11 protein-coding genes are annotated in these 18,655 nt (G+C 58.1%); all 11 read right to left on the reverse strand.

Features of this window, described 5'->3' with window-relative positions; translation table 11 throughout:
• Nucleotides 1–277 precede the first annotated feature (277 nt).
• Entirely contained in the window at nt 278–1,147 is an 870-nt protein-coding gene (locus V9K67_RS22765; protein ID WP_336726601.1) for a sugar phosphate isomerase/epimerase family protein, read from the reverse strand.
• Nucleotides 1,144–3,048 (reverse strand): right-handed parallel beta-helix repeat-containing protein, encoded by a 1,905-nt coding sequence (locus V9K67_RS22770; protein WP_336726602.1) that lies wholly within the window; start codon nt 3,046–3,048, stop codon nt 1,144–1,146. The genes V9K67_RS22765 and V9K67_RS22770 overlap by 4 nt, the downstream gene beginning before the upstream one ends.
• Before the next feature lie 51 nt (nt 3,049–3,099).
• On the reverse strand, nt 3,100–4,050 hold the full coding sequence (locus tag V9K67_RS22775; RefSeq protein WP_336726604.1) for a sugar phosphate isomerase/epimerase family protein: 951 nt from the start codon (nt 4,048–4,050) through the stop codon (nt 3,100–3,102).
• Between the two features lie 63 nt (nt 4,051–4,113).
• On the reverse strand, nt 4,114–5,502 hold the full coding sequence (locus tag V9K67_RS22780) for an alpha/beta hydrolase family protein (protein ID WP_336726605.1): 1,389 nt from the start codon (nt 5,500–5,502) through the stop codon (nt 4,114–4,116).
• A 117-nt stretch (nt 5,503–5,619) separates the two neighbouring features.
• The gene (locus V9K67_RS22785) at nt 5,620–6,780 is read right to left on the reverse strand and encodes a sialidase family protein (protein WP_336726607.1); all 1,161 of its coding nucleotides are present in this window, start codon (nt 6,778–6,780) and stop codon (nt 5,620–5,622) included.
• A 26-nt stretch (nt 6,781–6,806) separates the two neighbouring features.
• Nucleotides 6,807–9,602, reverse strand: a complete 2,796-nt coding sequence (locus V9K67_RS22790) for an alpha-L-rhamnosidase (protein WP_336726609.1) — start codon at nt 9,600–9,602, stop codon at nt 6,807–6,809.
• Between the two features lie 292 nt (nt 9,603–9,894).
• Nucleotides 9,895–12,684, reverse strand: coding sequence for a glycoside hydrolase family 2 protein (locus tag V9K67_RS22795; RefSeq protein ID WP_336726612.1), 2,790 nt, complete (start codon nt 12,682–12,684; stop codon nt 9,895–9,897).
• Nucleotides 12,685–12,715: 31 nt separating this feature from the next.
• Complete coding sequence (locus tag V9K67_RS22800; protein WP_336726614.1) at nt 12,716–14,158, reverse strand: sialate O-acetylesterase; 1,443 nt, start codon at nt 14,156–14,158, stop codon at nt 12,716–12,718.
• 81 nt (nt 14,159–14,239) lie between these two features.
• Nucleotides 14,240–16,087: a six-hairpin glycosidase gene (locus V9K67_RS22805; RefSeq protein ID WP_336726615.1), complete on the reverse strand. Its 1,848-nt coding sequence runs from the start codon at nt 16,085–16,087 to the stop codon at nt 14,240–14,242.
• 68 nt (nt 16,088–16,155) lie between these two features.
• Nucleotides 16,156–17,082, reverse strand: coding sequence for a glycoside hydrolase family 43 protein (locus V9K67_RS22810; protein WP_336726618.1), 927 nt, complete (start codon nt 17,080–17,082; stop codon nt 16,156–16,158).
• Nucleotides 17,083–17,116: 34 nt separating this feature from the next.
• A complete protein-coding gene (locus tag V9K67_RS22815) occupies nt 17,117–18,508 on the reverse strand; it encodes a glycoside hydrolase family 140 protein (protein ID WP_336726621.1) in 1,392 nt (463 codons plus the stop codon).
• Nucleotides 18,509–18,655 lie beyond the last annotated feature (147 nt).

An 18,655-nucleotide genomic window follows, 5' to 3' on the forward strand; every position in this document is an offset into this window, starting at 1 on the left:
TGGCCATCTATGAAGGATGGAAACTTGCCCAGGAAGCCCTTAACCGGGCTGGGCCTTAAATGTGTCCTAACGGTAGCCACATAGGGAGGGGTGAAGTCTCGTAGCTCCGCGGCAGCAGCCTATTATGAGAGAAACAATAGTAAGAGCTGAAGCCGCACTGGTATGCCCTACCTTGCTTCTGATTTACATGCACTTCTCCCGCGAAGCTACGAACCCCCTCCCTATGTGGGGAGGGGGTTCGTAGCCTTAGGCTAGACCGGGGGAGAGGTTTTACGCCTTAACCTTCTATAATCTCGGATGCGCTCCTGCTGCTGGTGGCCACACGAACATCCTGGTACCGCTCCCGCAGCATGTCCATCATGTACTTGTTGACTTCCCACTGGCTGGTGATGGGCTGGCGGGTGAAGGGCAGCGATACCATGTAGGGATAAGGACCGAATTCGGGGGTGATGGTGAAGGAGGTAGCCTTCTCGGCCCGTTTCCGCGCTACCACTTTGTCCCACCAGGCAAGGTGCTTTTCCACGGCTTCCTGCCATTCGGGTACACGGGGATCCGGTACCTGCGGGCCTTCGGGATAACCGACACGGGCATGAATATGCTCCGTCCGGGAGATGGCCAGGGCCATTGCTTCAGGCTGGTCGTCAAGGTAGGATTCGGCTACATTCACCCAATGCGAGGCATCCAGGGTAAGTTTCAGGTAAGGAATTTTTTGCAGGTATTCTTTGGTGATGTGGGCGGCAAAGGCAAATTTGTTCCGGTGGGTTTCGTGGAATACGTCCACGCCGGAGCTCTGGGTATGCGCTACCGCCAGGTCGACCAGTTGCTTGTTCTGCTCAAAGGAAAAGAAATCCTTGCCGGTCTGCGAATCGATTTTGGGGGCAGGCAGGGGCTTTACCAGCTCCAGCCAGGCGGCATAGGTATCGAAGTGTTTGGCAAAGTCGGCATCATAGGTGCCGTAGTGCTGGGGGATGGCTTCGAGCCCGTATTGCTCCAGCTTTTCCCAAACGCCTTCCAGCTTAGCCCGGGAGGAGTCATTGGCAATGGCGTATTCAATGCCGTCATAGCCCGCCTGCTTTACGGCGGACAGGAAATCATCCCAGCACAGGTGCTCGCTTCCCCACCAGGGGCAATAGAATTTCAGTTTCATGGTTCTTTGTGGTTAATGGGCCAGTTAGAAGAAATTACTTTTTCTTTCAGGAGGTGCTGGTAAGGCGGGCGGATGCCGGCTTCCGTTTTCACGCTGTCGGATACCATGGGGCCGTTGTTGGTCCACAGGTTGTTGGGGCCGTTGGCGTTCTGCAAAAATTTCTCCGCCGGGCACCAGTTGTCTTTCACGGTAAAATAGGACGAGCCTTCATCACAATAGAGGTAAAACCAGTGGTGCGGGTCGTGGGCATAAGGCGCCACGTAAATGCTGTCCACGTAGTTGCGGGTGATGACCGAGCCGGGCTGGGCCGACAGGGTGTAAATGGCCGCCACGTCGTACATCTGCTTGGCGTAATGGTGGATCTTGTTGGCCGTGATGGCGTTGTTGCGCATGGCGTTCACGGTCCTCGTCCAGCCCCAGCCCAGGGAGATGCCCGAATAGTACACGTCGCAGATCTCGTTGTATTCGATGCGCATGCCGCGGACATAGCCCGCGCCGATGCCGACGCAGCCCCAGTCTTCGTTGGTCACGTTGGTCACCAGGTTATCGTGTATCAGCATGTTGGTGCATACCTCGCGGGCATCGGAAGGATTGTAGGGAAGGTGGGCCTCCACGCTTTCATCCGAAAAGACGCCGGCCTGCAGGGCGGTGCCCCCGATGTCGCGGAACAGGTTGCCCTTTACCACGTCGTCGTGCGTGCCCCGGACGTAATCGAGGCCGGTGGCGGCCAGGTGCTCGAAGCGGCAGCCTTCAAAGCCGGTATGGTGGGCGTATTTTACCGAAACGGCGGCGGCGGGGCGTCCTACCCAGGCCTGGTTCTCCAGCCCCTTCTTGTCGGGAGTACCGGGAATTTTGAGCTTGTAGGCGTCCAGCATGTACATGCCGGCCTGGTGGGGCACATGGCCTTCCCGGGAGGGGCGCAGCCAGGTGGCGTGCTGAAAGGAAATATTTTTAAACTGGAAGTAGGCTACGGGATTATCGAGGGTTCCTTCCACCCGCACCAGGGTTTCCAGCACCGGGGCGATCACGCGGGCAGATGCCAGGTTTTCGCCGCTACGGGGCCAGTAATACAGCTTTCCCGCCTTGCTATCGAGGTGCCATTCGCCCGGCTCGTCGAGGAACGCCAGGGCATTGGCCAGGTAGAAAGCGGAATTGCCCGTCTTTTTGGAGAGCCAGGGCGCGGGCCAGGGGTGCTCCGACTGGATGCGGCTTTCGGGCTGGTAAAAGGACAGCAGCACGCTGTCGCCCTGCACCTTTGCCGACCGTACCCGCAGGTTAGCCACCGCCCACCACTGGTGGATGAACATTTCCATACCCTGCAGGGAAGAAATGTCGCCGGTTTTGGGTTTGGGGATCCAGCAGGTCTCGTCCTTGTGGTTCCAGGAAAGGATGCGGCTCATGCTGTCGCCGTTAACGCTCTTGGCGCGGATGGCTTTTTGGTCGTTGACCCACAGTTGCCGGAAGGACTGCACCTGGCCCCATTCGGTGGGAGCATCGGCCACCCATACCTTGCCGCGGGCCGCTGCCGGCAGTCCCGCTACGGCAGGCGCCTTTTTCCAGCCCGTGACGGCCACGCCCCCGCTGAATACCGGCCGCTCGCCCGGAGCGGCTTCAATAACGGTGGGACTGCCCTCGGTGCCGGCGTCCTCGGGCCGTACGAACAGGGGTTCGAACAGGCGGTAGGTGCCCCCTTTGACAATGATGTGAATGCCGTCCTTTACGGAAGGGTCCTTCAGGCGCCGGAGCTCGCGGGCCTGCCGCAGGGCCGACTGCACGGTGGCTTTGGGCTGGGCGGAGGTGCCGGGATTGCTGTCCGCCCCGTTCGGCGCCACCCATATATCGGCGGCAAAGGCTTGGGAAATCAATAACGTAAACGAGAAAATAAGAGACAACCGTTTCATCAATTCTATCCTTTGATTGGTTCGTGTAATTCGTCTGGTGTGCTGCGCGCTTTACTGGAAAACGCTTTTCATATAGGCCGTGTTGGCGGTAAAGTTCTTGCGCACGTTGGTGGGGTCGGTCTGGTCGCGGGAACGCTCGATCACCAGCCAGCCCTTCCACTTCATTTTATCGAGGGTCTTCTTCACTTTCTTCATGTCCACCTGCTTGTCGTTCTGCAGCCATACGCCGTCCTTGTTGGTGCAGTGGATCATGCAGATGCGGTCTTTACCAAGGATCTTCAGCTCCCGGTACAGGTCGCGGCCTTCGGAGAGCGGGTTGGCGAAGTTGAAATAGATCTTGATGGCGGGCGAGCCGATGTCTTGGAGCAGCTGCACTTCCCCGGCAGCGTCCAGGGCGGTTTCGATGCCGATGACCACCCCGGCCTCCTCGGCCATTTTGCCGGCCACCTTCAGGCGCTCGACGATGGCGGGGCGCAGCCCGGGATTCTTTTTCAGGTCACCCTGGATGCCCAGGGGCAGGAAGGCCACCTTGACGTTCATGGCTTTCATGGTATCGATGCAGTCCTGCACCATGCGCTGGTAGGTGGCGCGGGTAGCGAAGGACTGGGCATAGAAGCCGGTCATGGCCAGGGAGCAGATCTCGAGGTTCAGCTCTTTGGCCTTGTCCAGGAACTGTTTGCGGGTATCGGGGTTGGCGAGCTGGCTGTCGAAGGTTTCGCGCTGGCCCAGGCCGCCCATGTCCACCTCCAGGCCGTCGGCGCCGAGGTCCTTGGCCAGCTGGAAGGCGCTGAGTTTCTGGCGCTTCAGGATCATCAGGTCCACCACGGCAATTTTATAGCGGGGTTTTCCTTTGGCAAAAACGTCCAAAAGGTCGGGTTGGGCCGATCCGGCCCAGGAGAGTTGCCGGGAAAACAGCAGGCCGGCGGTAAGAGTAGCGGCCGCGCCCAAAAAGCGCCGGCGGGAAAAATCGGAAGAAGGGTTATCCTGTTGGGGAGTATTCATGATGACAGCAGGGGTGATTTTAAAGGGTAAAACAGCGCCCTTACGGGGCGCCGGTGCATCGTACTATTGGGAAATGCTTTCATTAAAAACCTTCGTCAGTTCGTCGAAACTTTTGAGGGCGTTAGCCGGGAGGCGTTCGCCTTTGTCGCCGAACACGTACAGGGCAGGGTATTTCTCGATGGTCACTTTGGATTCATCGTATTTGCCTTCCTTGTTCTTTACGGCGGCGGCATTCAGCTTCAGGTGCTGCGCCAGGAAATCGTAGGTGGCCAGCCGCTTCGACAGGCCGTAATCGTGGCCTTCTGCGGGCAGGTGCACGTTTTGCACCCCGTCCGTCTTCCCGTAAAAGCCATAGATGCGCTGCAGGAAAGGGTATTCGTATTTGGGTACCGTCTGGGTCATGTCCTTGCCGTCGGATACCGCCAGCATGGGGCGGGGCGCTGCCAGGGCGGCGATCTCGGTATTGTTGGACCCGCCTTCGCACAGCTGGATGCCCATGCCGCTTTCGCAGGGACAGCCGCCGTTGTGGAAGGCCGACAGCATCACCACGGGCACGCTCACTTTAATGCGGTCGTCGATGGCCGTGAGGAACATCGTCTGGCTGCCGCCGCCCGATCCGCCGGTTACGGCGATGCGGCTGGTGTCCACGCCCTTAAGAGTGGTGAGGTAGTCGAGGATGCGGATGCCGTTGAGCACCTGGATGGTCTGGGCCAGGCTGCGGCGGTGGTCTTCGGCCTTGAACTGGAGGGCCGATTCGCCCCAGGCAAACAGGTCGTAGCTAAAGGCTGCGGCGCCCATGCGGGCCTGCATGGCGCAACGGTACTGGCAGTCGGCCCGGTAGCGGCCGTCGCCGAAATGCCCGTCGGGATTGAGGATGATGGGCATCTTCCCTTTCGGCTTCAGGGGTTTGTAGAGCGAGCCGCTCACGTAGAGGCCGGGCAGCGTTTCGATGGCCACGTTCTGCACCGTATAGCCGTCCATGGTGCGTACCGGCGTTACTATCGGCTGCGAAGCCGGTTTGGCGGGCAGCGGCGACAGGCGCAGGGTGGACAGGATGCAGGAACGCAGCGCCGCCCGGCGCTTTTCCCAGGATTCTTTATCGTGGTAGCGCGTGGACAGGTAGTCGAGCTGCTCTTTTCCTTCTTCCGGGGTTTTCAGGTGATACCGGTAGCCCTGCAGCTCATAGGAATGGGTGCCGGTTTTGGAAAAGGTCATATCCTGGGTCGGAAGGATGTTCTCCAGGGTCTTTTCCACGCTGGGGCGGAACCGCCAGCCGGCATAGGTCACCCAGTGGTCCTTCACCATCGGCTCCGAATATTTCAGCTTTACCTTGTAGCGGTTTTCGATCTCCTGCAATACTTCTTTCAACGGCCGTTTAAAACCATCGTCGGAGGTTTGTGCAAAGGAGGAAAGCCCAAAGAACGTTAACAGGACCAGTAAGCTTTTTTTCATGCCATATTTTTTTGAAGGAATTGGTTAACTGGTTAATTAGGAGGAGCCGTCCGTTGTAGGTTTCCCCGTCCAATTAACCAATTAACCAATTAACCAATTAACCAATATCCCAATTCCCTAATCGTTGGTGATCTCCCCACCCTTGGGGGCTTCGTAGCCTTTCTTTTTGGGCCAAACGCCGTTCTCGATCTTTACCGGCTTTAGTTTGGAGGGGTCGATCTTTACGTATTTGATCCGCTCACGGCGCCAGGTGTACACCGCGTGCACCATGCCGTCGGAGGATTGGATGATGGAAGGATAGCTATACTGGCTGATGGGCGAGTCTTCGAGGATCAGCGCGGCCGACCAGTTCTTACCGTCTTTGGAAACGGAAATGTTCAGCGGGGTACGGGGACCTTTGGCCAGGTCGCCGGGAGGCAGTACGTGGTTGTAGATCAGCAACTGGCGGCCGTCCTTGAGGGTGACTGCATCGGTTCCGCTGTTGTTGTTGGGTAAATTTGTCTTAGCCAGGGGTGACCAGGTCTTGCCGTTGTCCGACGACCAGCTTTCCAGCACGGCCCGGTTGCGGCTGCGGGCCAGGATCTGCAGCTTGCCGCCTTTGTGAAAAAGGATGGAAGGCTGGATGGCATTCAGCTCCTTGCCGTCGTTGATGGGACCGATCTTTTCCCAGGTTTTGCCCTGGTCTTTGGAGGCTTCGAAGTGCACGCGCCAGCCGCCGGAGCCTTCCGTGCTGGAAGGTGCCAGGATGGTACCATCGTTCAACAGCACGGGCTTATTCTTTACGGGCCCGATAAAGCCTTTGGGCAGGGATTGAGGGGCCGACCAGGTAACGCCATGGTCTTTGGACGTCCGCATCCAGCCCTGCCAGGTGGAAGGGCTGGGACCGATTTTGTAAAACAGCAGCAGTTCGCCGTTGGGCACCTGGAACAGCACGGGATTCCAGGTAGGGTAACGAAGGGTGTCGTTTACTTTGCCGTCCGCCACGCTATCCGGGGCCGACCATTTATCGTTCACCAGCCGGCTCACGTAGATGCACACATCGGGGTTGCGTTCCCGGGTGCCGCCGAAAAAGGCGGTCACCAGTCCTTTGGGGGTTTCCACGATGGTAGCGGAATGGCTTTGCGGAAAAGGCGCTTTCTCATACACGAATTCGTCTACCAGGATGCCGCTTTTCCAGGGACCTTTCCCGGGGGCGGTTTTTGCTTTCACGGAAGTCTGGGCAAAAACAGCCGGGACACTCAGGGCAACAACGGCCAGCAGGCTTACAATTTTCTTCATTATCGGGGGAATAGTTATTTGTGGGTTTAGAAGCTTTTTACACCGGTGACGGGGCTGCTGAAGGAATAGGACCCGGAGCCTACCCGCAGTACGGCGCGGTCGCCTTCCTGGCGCAGGAAGGTCACTCCGGGCACGGAAGCCAGGGCCTTGCCGCCTTCGGTTACGTCTTCCATGGAACGGGCCGGCACATAGATCTCGGCTTCGGTATTGCCGGGGAGGGACAGCTGCCATTGGAAGCGGCCGCCTTCGGTTTTCCAGGAGCTCCGGATCATTCCCTGCACGGAGCGGAAGGAGGCGTTCACGGAGGTCAGCCCGGCTACAGGGGTGGGCTTCATTTCGAGCTTTTTAAAGCCGGGAGCGCCGGGGGCCGTTTTGATGCCCGCCAGGTTCTCATAGTACCAGATCACCAGGTCGCCGAGCAGCATCACGTGGTTGCCCGAGTTCATGGCCGGGTTGGCGGTATTGCCGTTCCACAGCTCCCAGATGGTGGTGGCGCCGTTGGCCACCATATAGCCCCAGCTCGGGTAGTCGCGGTTGGCGGCGATGGTGAAGGCCACGTCGGGACGGCCATAGGCCGACAGGCCGCGCATCAGCCACTGCGAGCCGATCAGGCCGGTGCTGAGGTGACTTTTGTTTTCCACGACGGTTTTCTGGATGATGTTGTCAAACACCGCTTTCTTGCTGGCTTCGGGCACGATGCCGAAGGTCAGGGGCAGCAGGTTGGCGGTTACCGCATTGTTGCTATAGCGCCCGCTTTGCGGGTCGAAATATTTCTTGTTGAAGGCTTCCTTGATGTTTGCCGCCAGGGCCTGGAACTCCGGAATATCGTTCTGGTGGCCGGACAGGGTGGCGAACTGCTGCATCAGCTGCAGCAGGTAGTAGTAGTAAGCCGTGGCGATCAGCTTGCCGTCGGTCTGGCGCAGCGAATCCTTGGAGTGGATCAGTTCGGGCGATTCCGGCGGCACGCACCAGTCGCCATAACTGTCCTTGGTCACGATATATTCCGGCGTCATGTACTTGCTCTTCATGTAGCCCATCCATTTTTTCATGGACGCGTAATGCTTCACAATAGGTTGCTTGTCGCCGTACTGGTTATAGAGCATATTGGCGATCACCAGGTAGGTGCCCGGCCAGGTCATGTTGTCCTTGTAATAAAACCAGAAGGAAGGCGCCACGTCGGGGATGGCTCCTTCAGCGGTCTGCGACTGCTCGATGTCGTCGAGCCATTTCGCATACAGGCGGCCGTTATCGAAGATAAAGCTCTCGCCGTGGGCGCCGGTGGCACGGTCGCCCAGCCAGGGCTGGCGCTCGTTGCGCTGCGGGCAATCTACGGGCATGCCCTTGTAGTTGCTGCGGATGCCCCAGTACGCATTTTTGAAGACGGCGTTGATGGTGGGGTCCGAAGTTTCAAAAGTGCCGGTGGTCTGCATGTCGTCGTACACCACCTGGCCTTCGAAGTCCCCTACCGTAGGTGTGCCGGGATAGCCGGTGATCTCCACGTAGCGGAAGCCGTGGTACACGAAGGAAGGGTGCCAGGTTTCGGCGCCAGACCCTTTCAGGGTATAGATATCGGTCACGCGGGCATCGCGGAGGTTGGCCACGTAAATCGAGCCGTCCTTTTGAAGGGTTTCCGCAAAGCGCAGCTTCACCTGCTGGCCCTTTTGGCCGCGCACTTTCAGCTGCAGCCAGCCGGCCATGTTCTGGCCCATGTCGAGGATCCAGGTACCGGGCTTCTGTTGCGTGATGCTCCGGGGCTTCAGCACTTCCATCACCTTCATGTTGTCCGTCATCTGGGCCTCTACCCTGCCGCCCGGGGCTTTTACCAGCTGCACGGGCAGCCAGCTTTTGGCGGCATAGCCGGCGGTGGTCCAGCCGGTCAGCTCCCTGGTGGCGTCGTATTCCTCTCCGTCGTATTCGTTGTTGGTGCGGATGGGACCGTCGGCGGTCATCTTCCAGCTGTCGTCGCTTTTAATGATTTCTTTTTTGCCGTTGGCGTATTCGATCTCCAGCTGCAGCAGCATCTTGGGATAGCCGAAGGTGTGCCACTTATGGGGCTTGTAGTTCTGGCGCATGGCAAAGAAGCGGCCATTGCCCAGCACGGTGCCCAGGGCGTTCTTTCCCTGTTTCAGGGCGGCGGTAACGTCGTAGGTGTTGTATTTAACGGATTTGCTGTAGTCGGTGGGTACGGGTGCCAGCACGGCGTCGCCGACGCGCTTGCCGTTGAGGAACAGCTCGTACAGGCCCAGGCCGGCGATGTAGACGGTGGCTTTCTTCACCGGGGCGGTGGCGGCAAATTCTTTGCGGAAGTAGCGGGCGGAGAGGCGGGCGAACTGGCTGACGCTGTCCCAGGCAAAGGCGCTGTCCATGCCGATCCACTGGGCGTTCCAGTCCTTTTCGGCCAGCAGGCCCATGCTCCAGCGGGCGGCGGGGCTCCAGTCGCTTTCGCCTTTGGAGGTCCAGGTCTTGACCTTCCAGAAGGCGGCGGTGCGGCTGGAAAGGGGTTTGCCCCCATAAGGTACTAGTACAGACTGGGAGGAGGCGACCTTGCCGGAGTTCCAGAGGTCGCCTTCGCCGGCGGCCAGCTTGGCGGGGCTGGAGGCTACCAGCACCTGGTAGGCGGTTTGTTCGATGCCGCGGCCGGCGCCTTCCACTTCCCAGCTCAGGCGGGGAGCTTCGGCGTCGATGCCCTGCGGGTTGCGGAGCATCTCGGTGCGGAGGTTGGAGAGCTGCAGGGCGCCGGGGCCTTCCTTTTTGAAAGAAACCAGGGCAGCGCCGGCGCCAAGCGCCAGGACAAGGAGGAACGTAAGTTTTTTATGCTTCATATGACAAAACAATGTGGGCCAATTTGGCGGTAAATGCTCTTAAAGAACCTTTATTTTCCCGTTCACCGCGCCGTTTTTCGGTGGCCGGCGCTTTTTTTTCGCCCTTGGCCTTTTTCGGAAGGCCGGAAAGGCGGACGGTTTTTGGGACGGGTAAAGTTAGAAGAGGCGTTCAGGGTGGGAAATATAATTTTTGACTTTATTGATGGATTATTTTACCGCCTCTACCTAAAAAGGCGCCCTTTGCGTTAAGGAGCGCCTTTTTAGGTAGAGGCGGGGGGAATATCCTGTAGCACTACTCTCCTGCCTTGAAGTATACGTTGATCTCCCGGTAGCGTTTGGGATCCTTTTCGTAGTCGTAATAAATATGCTTATCACTCATGGGGCCGGTGGTTTCCGGCTTCTGGGTTTTCGTGCCGATGGGGGCTATGCCCTGCATAAACGAAATATCGCCCGAAGGAAAGGTCGGGTCAATGTTGTGCCAGGGATCGAATTCCAGGTGGGGCGTAAAGAGCCGCAGGAACAGGTCTTCCTGGTCGGTCACGAAGGTCAGCGGCTGGCCGGTGGTCTGCAGCTGCGCCCAGTACATGTTGGCATGGTAACCGGTGAATTCGGGAACCTTCCAGGGCGTCATGCCGGTAGCCACCGTGTCAAACGCCTTTTCCCACACGCCGAAGGCATTGCCCTTCATGCGGTTCTTCCAGACGCGGTAGGGACCTTTGCCCATGTAGCGGATGCCTTTCACCTGGTCCTGCGGGAACGAGAAGTTCACGCCCAGGATCCGGGTGAAATAGGCGCCGGGGAAGTAGTTCACTTTCATCCGTACCCAGCCCGAGGGATAAACCGTCCACTGCAGGGTGTTGTAGCTGTTCTTGCGGTCGAAGGTCGATTCGATCACCAGGTTGTTGCCGTCGTAGCGGTGTTTGAAGCCGGCAAAGTTGTTGGCGGCCTCCTGCAATACGGGACCGTTGTTAAAAGGCACCTCGCCTTTGGCGCTGCGCAGCTGCTGCAGGATGCCGGTGCGCTGGTGAAACCGGTATTCGTTGCCCCCGGCCTTGACGATAAAGGCCGAATCGGCAGTAGTGATGTCCACTTTCCCGGGGCCTTCCGTTTTTACGATCTTCGGTGCTACGGCAGCCGGCAGCGTAATGGGCCAGCTCCAGGTAAACAGCTCGCGGCCGTGGGGGTCGGTAGCGGTGAGGTGGAGCACGTCGAAGGACTTCCAGTTGGCGGGCAGGGCCATCCGCAGGGCACCCTTTTCCAGGGGCTTCAGGTTGGGCGCCGGAATGGAACCGGTCACGCTGTCCTTTTTCGCCCGGGAGCCCAGGAGGGGCAGGGTCGCCAGCTTGTACGAAAATTTACATTGATTGAGGTTGGTGAAATGATAACGGTTCTCCAGGTAAAAGGTGCCGTCAAAGGAAGGTGTGAGCTCGCGGCGCTCGAAGTAGACGGGCGACCAGACCTCTTTTATGGTATAATAGGAACCTTCTTTTTCGTGGTGGGGACCTACGATGCCGTCGGCGCCGTGGTTGCCGTCGGTATCGATGAAGCCGTCTTTATCCGTACGCACCACGCCCTGGTCGGCAAAGTCCCACAGGAAGCCGCCGGCCGATTGCGGGTAATGCCACATGGCTTCCCAATAGTCCTCGATGCCGGCGCCGTGGCCGCCGTCGTACATGCCGTGGAGGAACTCCGTCGGCATCACGATGCTGTGGCCGTGCATGTAGTTGCCCACGCCGTAGTTGTATTCGCGGTAGTGCTGGGTGTCAAATCCGCGGAAATCTTCCCAGGCGTGGATCAGGGGGCGGCGCTGGATGTCGTGTTCGTCGAAGAGGTGGTCCAGCTCGTAGTTGTGGCCGCCTTCGTTGCCGTTGATCCAGAACACGACGGAGGGGTGGTTCTCGTCGTGCTCGAGCATTTCATGAAACAGCTTGGTGCCGGTAGGGGTATCGTAGTGGCCGTGCCAGCCTGCCAGCTCGTCCATCACGAACAGGCCGAGGGAGTCGCAGACCTCCAAAAAATGGCCGTCGGGCGGGTAGTGCGACATGCGCACCGCGTTCATGTTCATGTCCTTCATCAGCTGCACGTCGGCAATGCTGCGGCTCCTGCTCAGGGCGCGGCCGGTCTCGGGCCAGAAAGAGTGGCGGTTAACGCCTTTGAACTTAATTTTGACGCCGTTGACGTACACGCCGTCGCGCTCCTTCACTTCCACGGTGCGGAAGCCAAAATTTTTGGAAACGGTATGCACCGGTTTGCCGCCTTTCAGCAGGCTGAATTCGACCCGGTACCGATTCGGTGTTTCGGGCGTCCACAGCCGGGGAGCGGCTACCGAGGTGGCCACCTGCACCAGGCTGTCGCCTCCTTTCAGGGCTTTCTTAAATGCCGTTCCCACCTTCTGGCCAGCCAGGGTATAGATCTGGGCGGATACTTCATTGGCGGTACCGGGCTGCACGTATACATTGGCCTTGAAGGCGCCGTTGGCTTTGGCATCGAGGGCTACCCTTGAAATGTTCTGGGCAGGCAGGGCTTCCAGGAAAACGGGGCGGAAGATGCCGCCGAAGATCCAGAAGTCGGCCTTGCGCTCGGCTTCGTTTACGGATTGGTTGGCGGAATGCTTGGCTACGGTAGCTTCCAGCACGTTGTTACCGCCGTATTGCAGCAGGTCCGAAATATCGTATTTGAAAGCATAAAAGGAACCCTGGTGCATCGGGCCGGCGGACTTGCCGTTGATCTTTACCTCGGTGTCGGTCATGGAGCCTTCAAAGACGATCTGCACTTTCTTGCCTTTCCAGGCCGCGGGCACCTTGAACTCATATTTGTACAGGCCTTTTTCCCTGCCCTTCGAGCTGTCTTTCTGGAAACCGTAATTGTATTTTCCAAAACCCTGGAGCTCCCAGTTGGAAGGGACGGGTATGGTGGTCCATTTGCCGGAATTGCGTCCTTCGGTGCAGAAGAACTGCCAGTTGACGGTTTGGTCGCTGCCCGTACCGGACAGGTAGACCGTTTCGGTCTTTTGTGCCTTCAACCCGAACAAGGAGCAGGAAGTAAGTGCGAGTAAAAATGATCTCTGAAAAAACGACTTCATCAAGGGTTATTTACAATTATCAATTTGCGTATTAATTCTTCTGATTGGATAATGTGCGGAAAGGTACGGTGGGCAAACCTTCCCTGTTGAATAAATTCGGTTGTGCGGCCTCGTTCCAGGCAAAGCGAACCGCCGTGGGCCGGGCGATGGAGGGCGCAGATACCACTACTTTCTTACCCGCAAGGCGGGCTTCCGCCGGCACGAATTTACCGTCGGCGCCGGCCAGCTCGAACCAGGTCAGGGCCTGCCCGTCACGGCTCACGAGCCCGCTGCCGGTATGGTTGAATTCAATTTCCAGCTTATTTCCTGCAGCTTTGAGTTTTTTGAAAGCGGGACCTGAGGCTACTACTTTCTTGCCGTAATCCTTTTCCAGGGCCAGCAGCGCCAGGCGGCGGCCAACTTCCCATTTATAGGTCGGGTGGATGTCGTCGAGCTTGTCGCAAAGGTCGGTGGTCACCACCATGCCGGTATACGGCACCGACAGGGCGGCGGCCTGCGCTTCGCGGAATTCGGCCAGCGCCTCGGGCGTATGCGCCTGGTCGCCGCCATTGCTGCCCGAATACAGGAAGGGAGCGATCTGTACGAAATAAAACGGCAGCTTTTCATCCTTCCAGGTGCGGCGCCAGTTGCCGATCAGCATTTTCAGCTTTCGGGTGTATGGCTCCCGCTCGTTCAGCATGCAGTTCGACTCGCCCTGGTACCACAAAAAGCCCCGCAGGGTAAAGGGCGCCAGGGGGCGGATCATGCCTGCATAGAACTTGCCCACCCGCTCGCCGTCCACGTTCAGGCTGTCGCCGCTGCCGGTCATCCGGAAGCCGGAAGTGCCGGCAAAGTCGCCGGGAGCCATCCAGGGCTCGATGCGGCTGCCGGGTATGGAGGAAGAAATGACGCCGATGGGGATGCGCAGCTCTTCGTACAGCTTTTTGGCGAAGTGGTAGCCGGCGGCCGAAAAGGCCTTCAGGTGTTCCCCTTCGGCGGCATTCCAGCCTTTATTGATATCGCCCCCCTTGTTCAGGTCGCGTTTCACCAGGAACAGGCGGATGTTGCCGTTCTTTTCCTGCTGCAGCGCTTCCGGGTCCAGGCCCTTGCCGTGTACGGCGTTGGCGTACTTGCTGCTCTTGTTCATGGTGAATTCCATGTTGGACTGCCCCGAGCAAAGCCACACCTCTCCCACCAGCACGTTGTCGAGGATAAGGGTGTTGGTGCCCGCCACTACCAGCTGCGCGGGCTGGGCCGACGCCGCCAGCGGCGACAGGAATACCTGCCAGCTGCCCTCGATGGCGGCAACGGTCTTTTTTACCTGCTTGCCAAAAGTGACGGTCACCGCCTCTCCGGCAGCCGCCTTGCCCCAGATGCACACGGGCTTGTGGCGCTGCAGCACCATGTTGCTGCCGAGGACCTTGGGAAGGCTCACCTCCGCCCTGCCCGCCAGGGACAGCAGCAGGAAGGCCAGGAAGAATTTTATGCGGGTCATGAATTTTTAATAAGTTGGATAAAGAAGAAAACCTGACAGGGTGGAAACACCTGTCAGGTTTGGTTAAGGGCGACGTTACAATTAATTGTTCGCGGTTTTGAACGACCGGATGAAATACACCGCTTCGGGATCCATACCACCTGCATTGGGCAGGTCGTAATTCTGGTCGGTCGGCGTATCGGCATCGGGGAAGCGGCGTACCCCGCCGGTGCGGAACACGATGCGCTCGATGCTTTCCACCGGCGCGAAGGTGAGGTTGTTGCCGGTATTCTTGCCGTTGACGGTCACGGTATAAAAACGGGTCTCGGTATTGAGCTCTACGCGGATGTCCATCTTTTGACCGGCGGTGTAGGTAGCCAGGCCTTTGTTGCGATAGCCGGCCTTGGTTCGGAACTGTCCGGCCGAATCGAACGAAAGTCGAATGGCCGGGGTTCCTTTTGCATCAACAAATTCTATGTCCAGCAGTCCTTTGTCGGCCTGCGCAGGGGTAATGGAAAATTCAACGGCCAGGCGCTTGGAAGCGGGGATGACGCGTTCCGCCTTGCCGTAATCGAAGGGGTCCTTGTCGCGCAGCGCCAGCACACGGGTGCCGTCGGCTGCTTTTTCGATGCGCACGGAGGCCCAGAGCGGGCTGTAAATGTTCCAGTTTTTCAGCTCCTCTCCTTCTTTGATGTTGTTGAACACCTCGTTGGCATGCTCCGATACGCTGCCGCGTACGGGCACCGGGATCTTGGACACCCACATGTCTTCCTTGTTCATGCTGTAGGTCACCCACATGTTGCCGTCGGGGGGCGTGCCGTTGCCTTCCACGATGCCGCGTACGTACTGCGGACCGTAGGATTTGTAGTTGCCGCCGTAGCGCATGGAGGTGATCTCGCCGTTTACCAGCAGCAGGTTGTTATAGTCCAGGCCGTTCTCGCTGGTGGAGAGCGCCAGGGGCCAGCGGAATTCCGAAGGGTTGTAGACGGTGGCGTAGCGGTTGTCGGAGGTACGCTGTCCCCAGATCTTGGCGTTGGCATTGACGAAGCGGGGCGCCCGCACGGCATTGGCCGGCCAGGTCTTGCCCTTGTCGTTGCTGATGGCGGTCAGGGCGTACTTCCACAGGCCCACGGTGCGGCCGTCGGGCAGGGTGTACCAGCAAAACGCCTTGTATTCTTTTTTCAGGGGAATGAGCGGGTCGTTGCGGTCGGCTTCCTCCACCCATTGCTGCGTGATCAGCGGGTTGGCCAGGAGCTCGTTACAGGCCTCAACGAAACCTTTGTCCTTGCTTTTGGCATAAAAGGGGAAAGAAGTGTTCTTTTCGTTGAAGGCATGGTTGTACCGGATAAAATAGATGGGGCCGAACTTGCCGTCGGGCAGTACTTCGCGTACCACGCGGCCGATGCCGTTGCCGTCATTCGGATCGTCCTTGGCGTCGAGGGCAAAGCCGTAGTAGGCCAGGGCCAGCAGGCGCTTCTTTTTGGAGACGAAAAAGCCCATGCGCTGGTGGTTCACCGCGTACAGATCTTTGGCCACGCCGGGATGGCTTTCCTTTTTGGTGCCGTCGGGCACTTTGTATTGCGGGAAGATCACGATGGGCTTCGACCAGCTATAACCGTCGTTCGAGGTTTGCAGGTAGGTCTGGCTGGGGGGAATGTGTTCGCCCACGGGATCGCTGAGGTATTCGAGGTAAAACTTGTTGTTCCAGTACGCCAGCATGGGGGCATGGTTGTAGGTCCAGCCGAAGGAGTCGGCGGTCTCGGGCCGTTCGCGGCTGGCGCGGAGGGTCTGGATGTTGTGCACGCCTACGGCAGGGCTCAGCTGGCCGTGGTGGTAGTCCACGTTTACCAGGGTTTTGCCGGTATAGCGCACGGTATCCTGCGCCTGTACAGTTGAAAGGCTCAATCCGCAAAGTGCGGCCGCCATGGTGGTTGCGAGAATATGTTTCATGTTATCCAAGTCGTTCGTTATTTCTTAAAAGTGCGGTAATAATTTGCCTGTTGACTATTGCTTCTTGCCTATTTCTTCCCTGCATATTTCAGCAGCTTCTTTAAATCTTTTTGCGTTGCCTTAAAGATCGTTCCGTGCTTGTGGCCGACGGGTACGCTCACTTCGCCCGTGATGTCGGTAAAGGTTTGAAAGTCCCTTGTTTTCATGGCGCCGTAGATCTTCTTTTCATACACATCAAAGTAGATCAGCCAGTCCTCGCCCACTTTGGCCACGGTAGGGCCTTCAATGAAATTGCCGGTAAAGGGTTTGGATACGTTGGTATAAGGACCCAGCAGGCTGCTGCTGAACGCCGTTTTGAGGTTGCGCTCCGGGCGGGTATTGTCCTTCAGCACCTGCACGTATTTACCGGGCTCTTTTTTGAGGATCACCGCGTCGATGGCGCTGAAGCCGGGGTCCATAAAGAGCTTGGTTTCGGAAAATTCTTTGAAATCCTTTGTAGTAGTGAAGTACAGGCGGTGGTTGTTGTTCTCGTCCTCCACGCCTTTTGCAAAACGGTTGGGAATGCAGGAGGCCCATACGATCACGAACTGCTTGCCGTCCGCATCGTAATACAGCTCCGGCGCCCACACGTTTACCGTAGTGGGCTCATTCTTCATCACCTCGATAAAGCGCTGGTCCGACCAGTGAATAAGGTCTTTGGAGGAGGCATAGCCAAAGCCCTTGTCGCCGCGCCAGCTGCTGGTCCATACCAGGTGGTAGGTGCCGTCGGCGCCCCGGGCGATGGAAGGATCGCGCATCACCTTTTGGGCACCAATTTGAGGTTTCAGCAGCACGGTGTCCAGGTCCTTCCAGTGGTAGCCGTCCTTGCTGTACAGCATCCGCAGTCCCGCATCCGCCGGCTCATGAAACGAGGTGAACATATAAACGTCCTTGGCCGAGCGGCAGCCCGCCAGCAGGACGATCGAAAGAAGTAAAAGTGATATCCGGTTCAACATGCCCGAAAGTAGTTTTTTCGTTTGTTCAAAAAATTCAGAGGCTTTCCAGGATCAGCACCCAGTCGTTGCCGTCCTTCTTTTCTCCCGGGGGATTGAAGGCTTTCACGCCCTTGTTGGCAAACGAGCCGATGGCCTGCTTGTCGCCGGTGCGGGGATCGTACCAGGAGGCTTTTACTTTAGCGCCGGCGATCCTGCCCATGTTCACGCTGAAGTTGCGGCCGGTATAGGTATACAGGAAGGCATAGTTCTTACCCCGGGTGGCCAGGATGCGGTCGTAGCGCTGGCCGGGGGCGCCGGCAACCAGCGACTGGTCGGGCACGCGCTCCAGGAAGGGTTTGGAAAGCACCAGGTTTTTAAGGTGCACCATCTGGCCCGCGCCGGGGTGGCTGATGGCGTCGTACCAGTTGTACAGCGACCCGAAGGCGCCGGACCGCTCGGTGGGCTTGCGCATCTGCATCACGTCGTTGTGGCCATAGGTATAGCCGAAGCCGCCGGCAAAGACCGACCAGTAGCCATAGCGGCGCACGTCGGCATCGGTCCAGCGTTTTTCCAAGCTGTCGTGCAGGCCGTGGGGAATGGCTTCATACGAAGGCTCGCCGTCGATGGTGGGCTTGAGGGGCTTCAGCGCCAAGTCGTGCTGCACGAACTTCCAGTTGTCCTCGCCGTAATGGAACGGCTCGCCCTTGGTGGTGTCCTGCTCGTAGCGGCGGTGGCCCGACTGGAACATATTGAAGTCCAGCCAGGGTTCGTTATGGAACCATACGGAGGAGGTCGTCCGTCCGCGGGGATGGAAGGTAATGAGGTGGTTATTGTCGATCTGGTTGATGGTGCGGCCGATGGTCTTCCAGGTGTTCAGCGAATCGCTGCCCTTGATGTCGCCGCCGTTCAGCCAGATGATGTTCGAGCGGTCTTTATAGCGGTTGGCCAGGAAAGCCGCGTAAACTTTGGCGTCCTTTTCGGCCACCATGCCCTCGCCCACGTTGGTACCCCACACGGGTACCAGTCCCATGTAGATGCCCTTTTGGGCGGCCAGGTCGATGATGTAATCCGCATGGTCCCAGAAATCGTACTGGGTGGAATCGGAAGGATCGTTGCCGGGGGTGGTGGCCGGCTGTGCCACGTTCTTATTGTGGAGGGCCTTATCGCCGTACACGTTTACGGCGCCCACCGTATGCAGCGCCATCACCTGTACCACATTAAAGCCTTTCTGACGACGGTCTTCCAGGTATTTTTCCGCCTCCTCGCGGGACAGCTTGCCAAACAGCAGCCAGCCGGTATCGCCCAGCCAGAAGAAGGGGTCGCCTTTTTCGGTTACGATAAACCGTTTGTTGGCCGACACTTTCAGCTTCGGCAGCGCTGCCTGCTGGCCCAGCGAAAAAAGAGAGGAAAATGATAAAAGAGAAGCGAGAATCGATTTTTTATTCATGATCAACAAAGAAAATCTATTTGCGAAAACAGGGAAGACAGTTCCGGATTCTTTTAATGACGACAAGGCCGCCCTTCTCCCCTACAACCGAATTGAAAATTCATGGTATTGGTTAATTTGTTAATTGGTTAATTTGGGCCTTGATGG

The sequence above is a fragment of the Huijunlia imazamoxiresistens genome (assembly GCF_037132455.1).
Taxonomy (GTDB): Bacteria; Bacteroidota; Bacteroidia; order Chitinophagales; family Chitinophagaceae; genus Flavisolibacter; species Flavisolibacter imazamoxiresistens.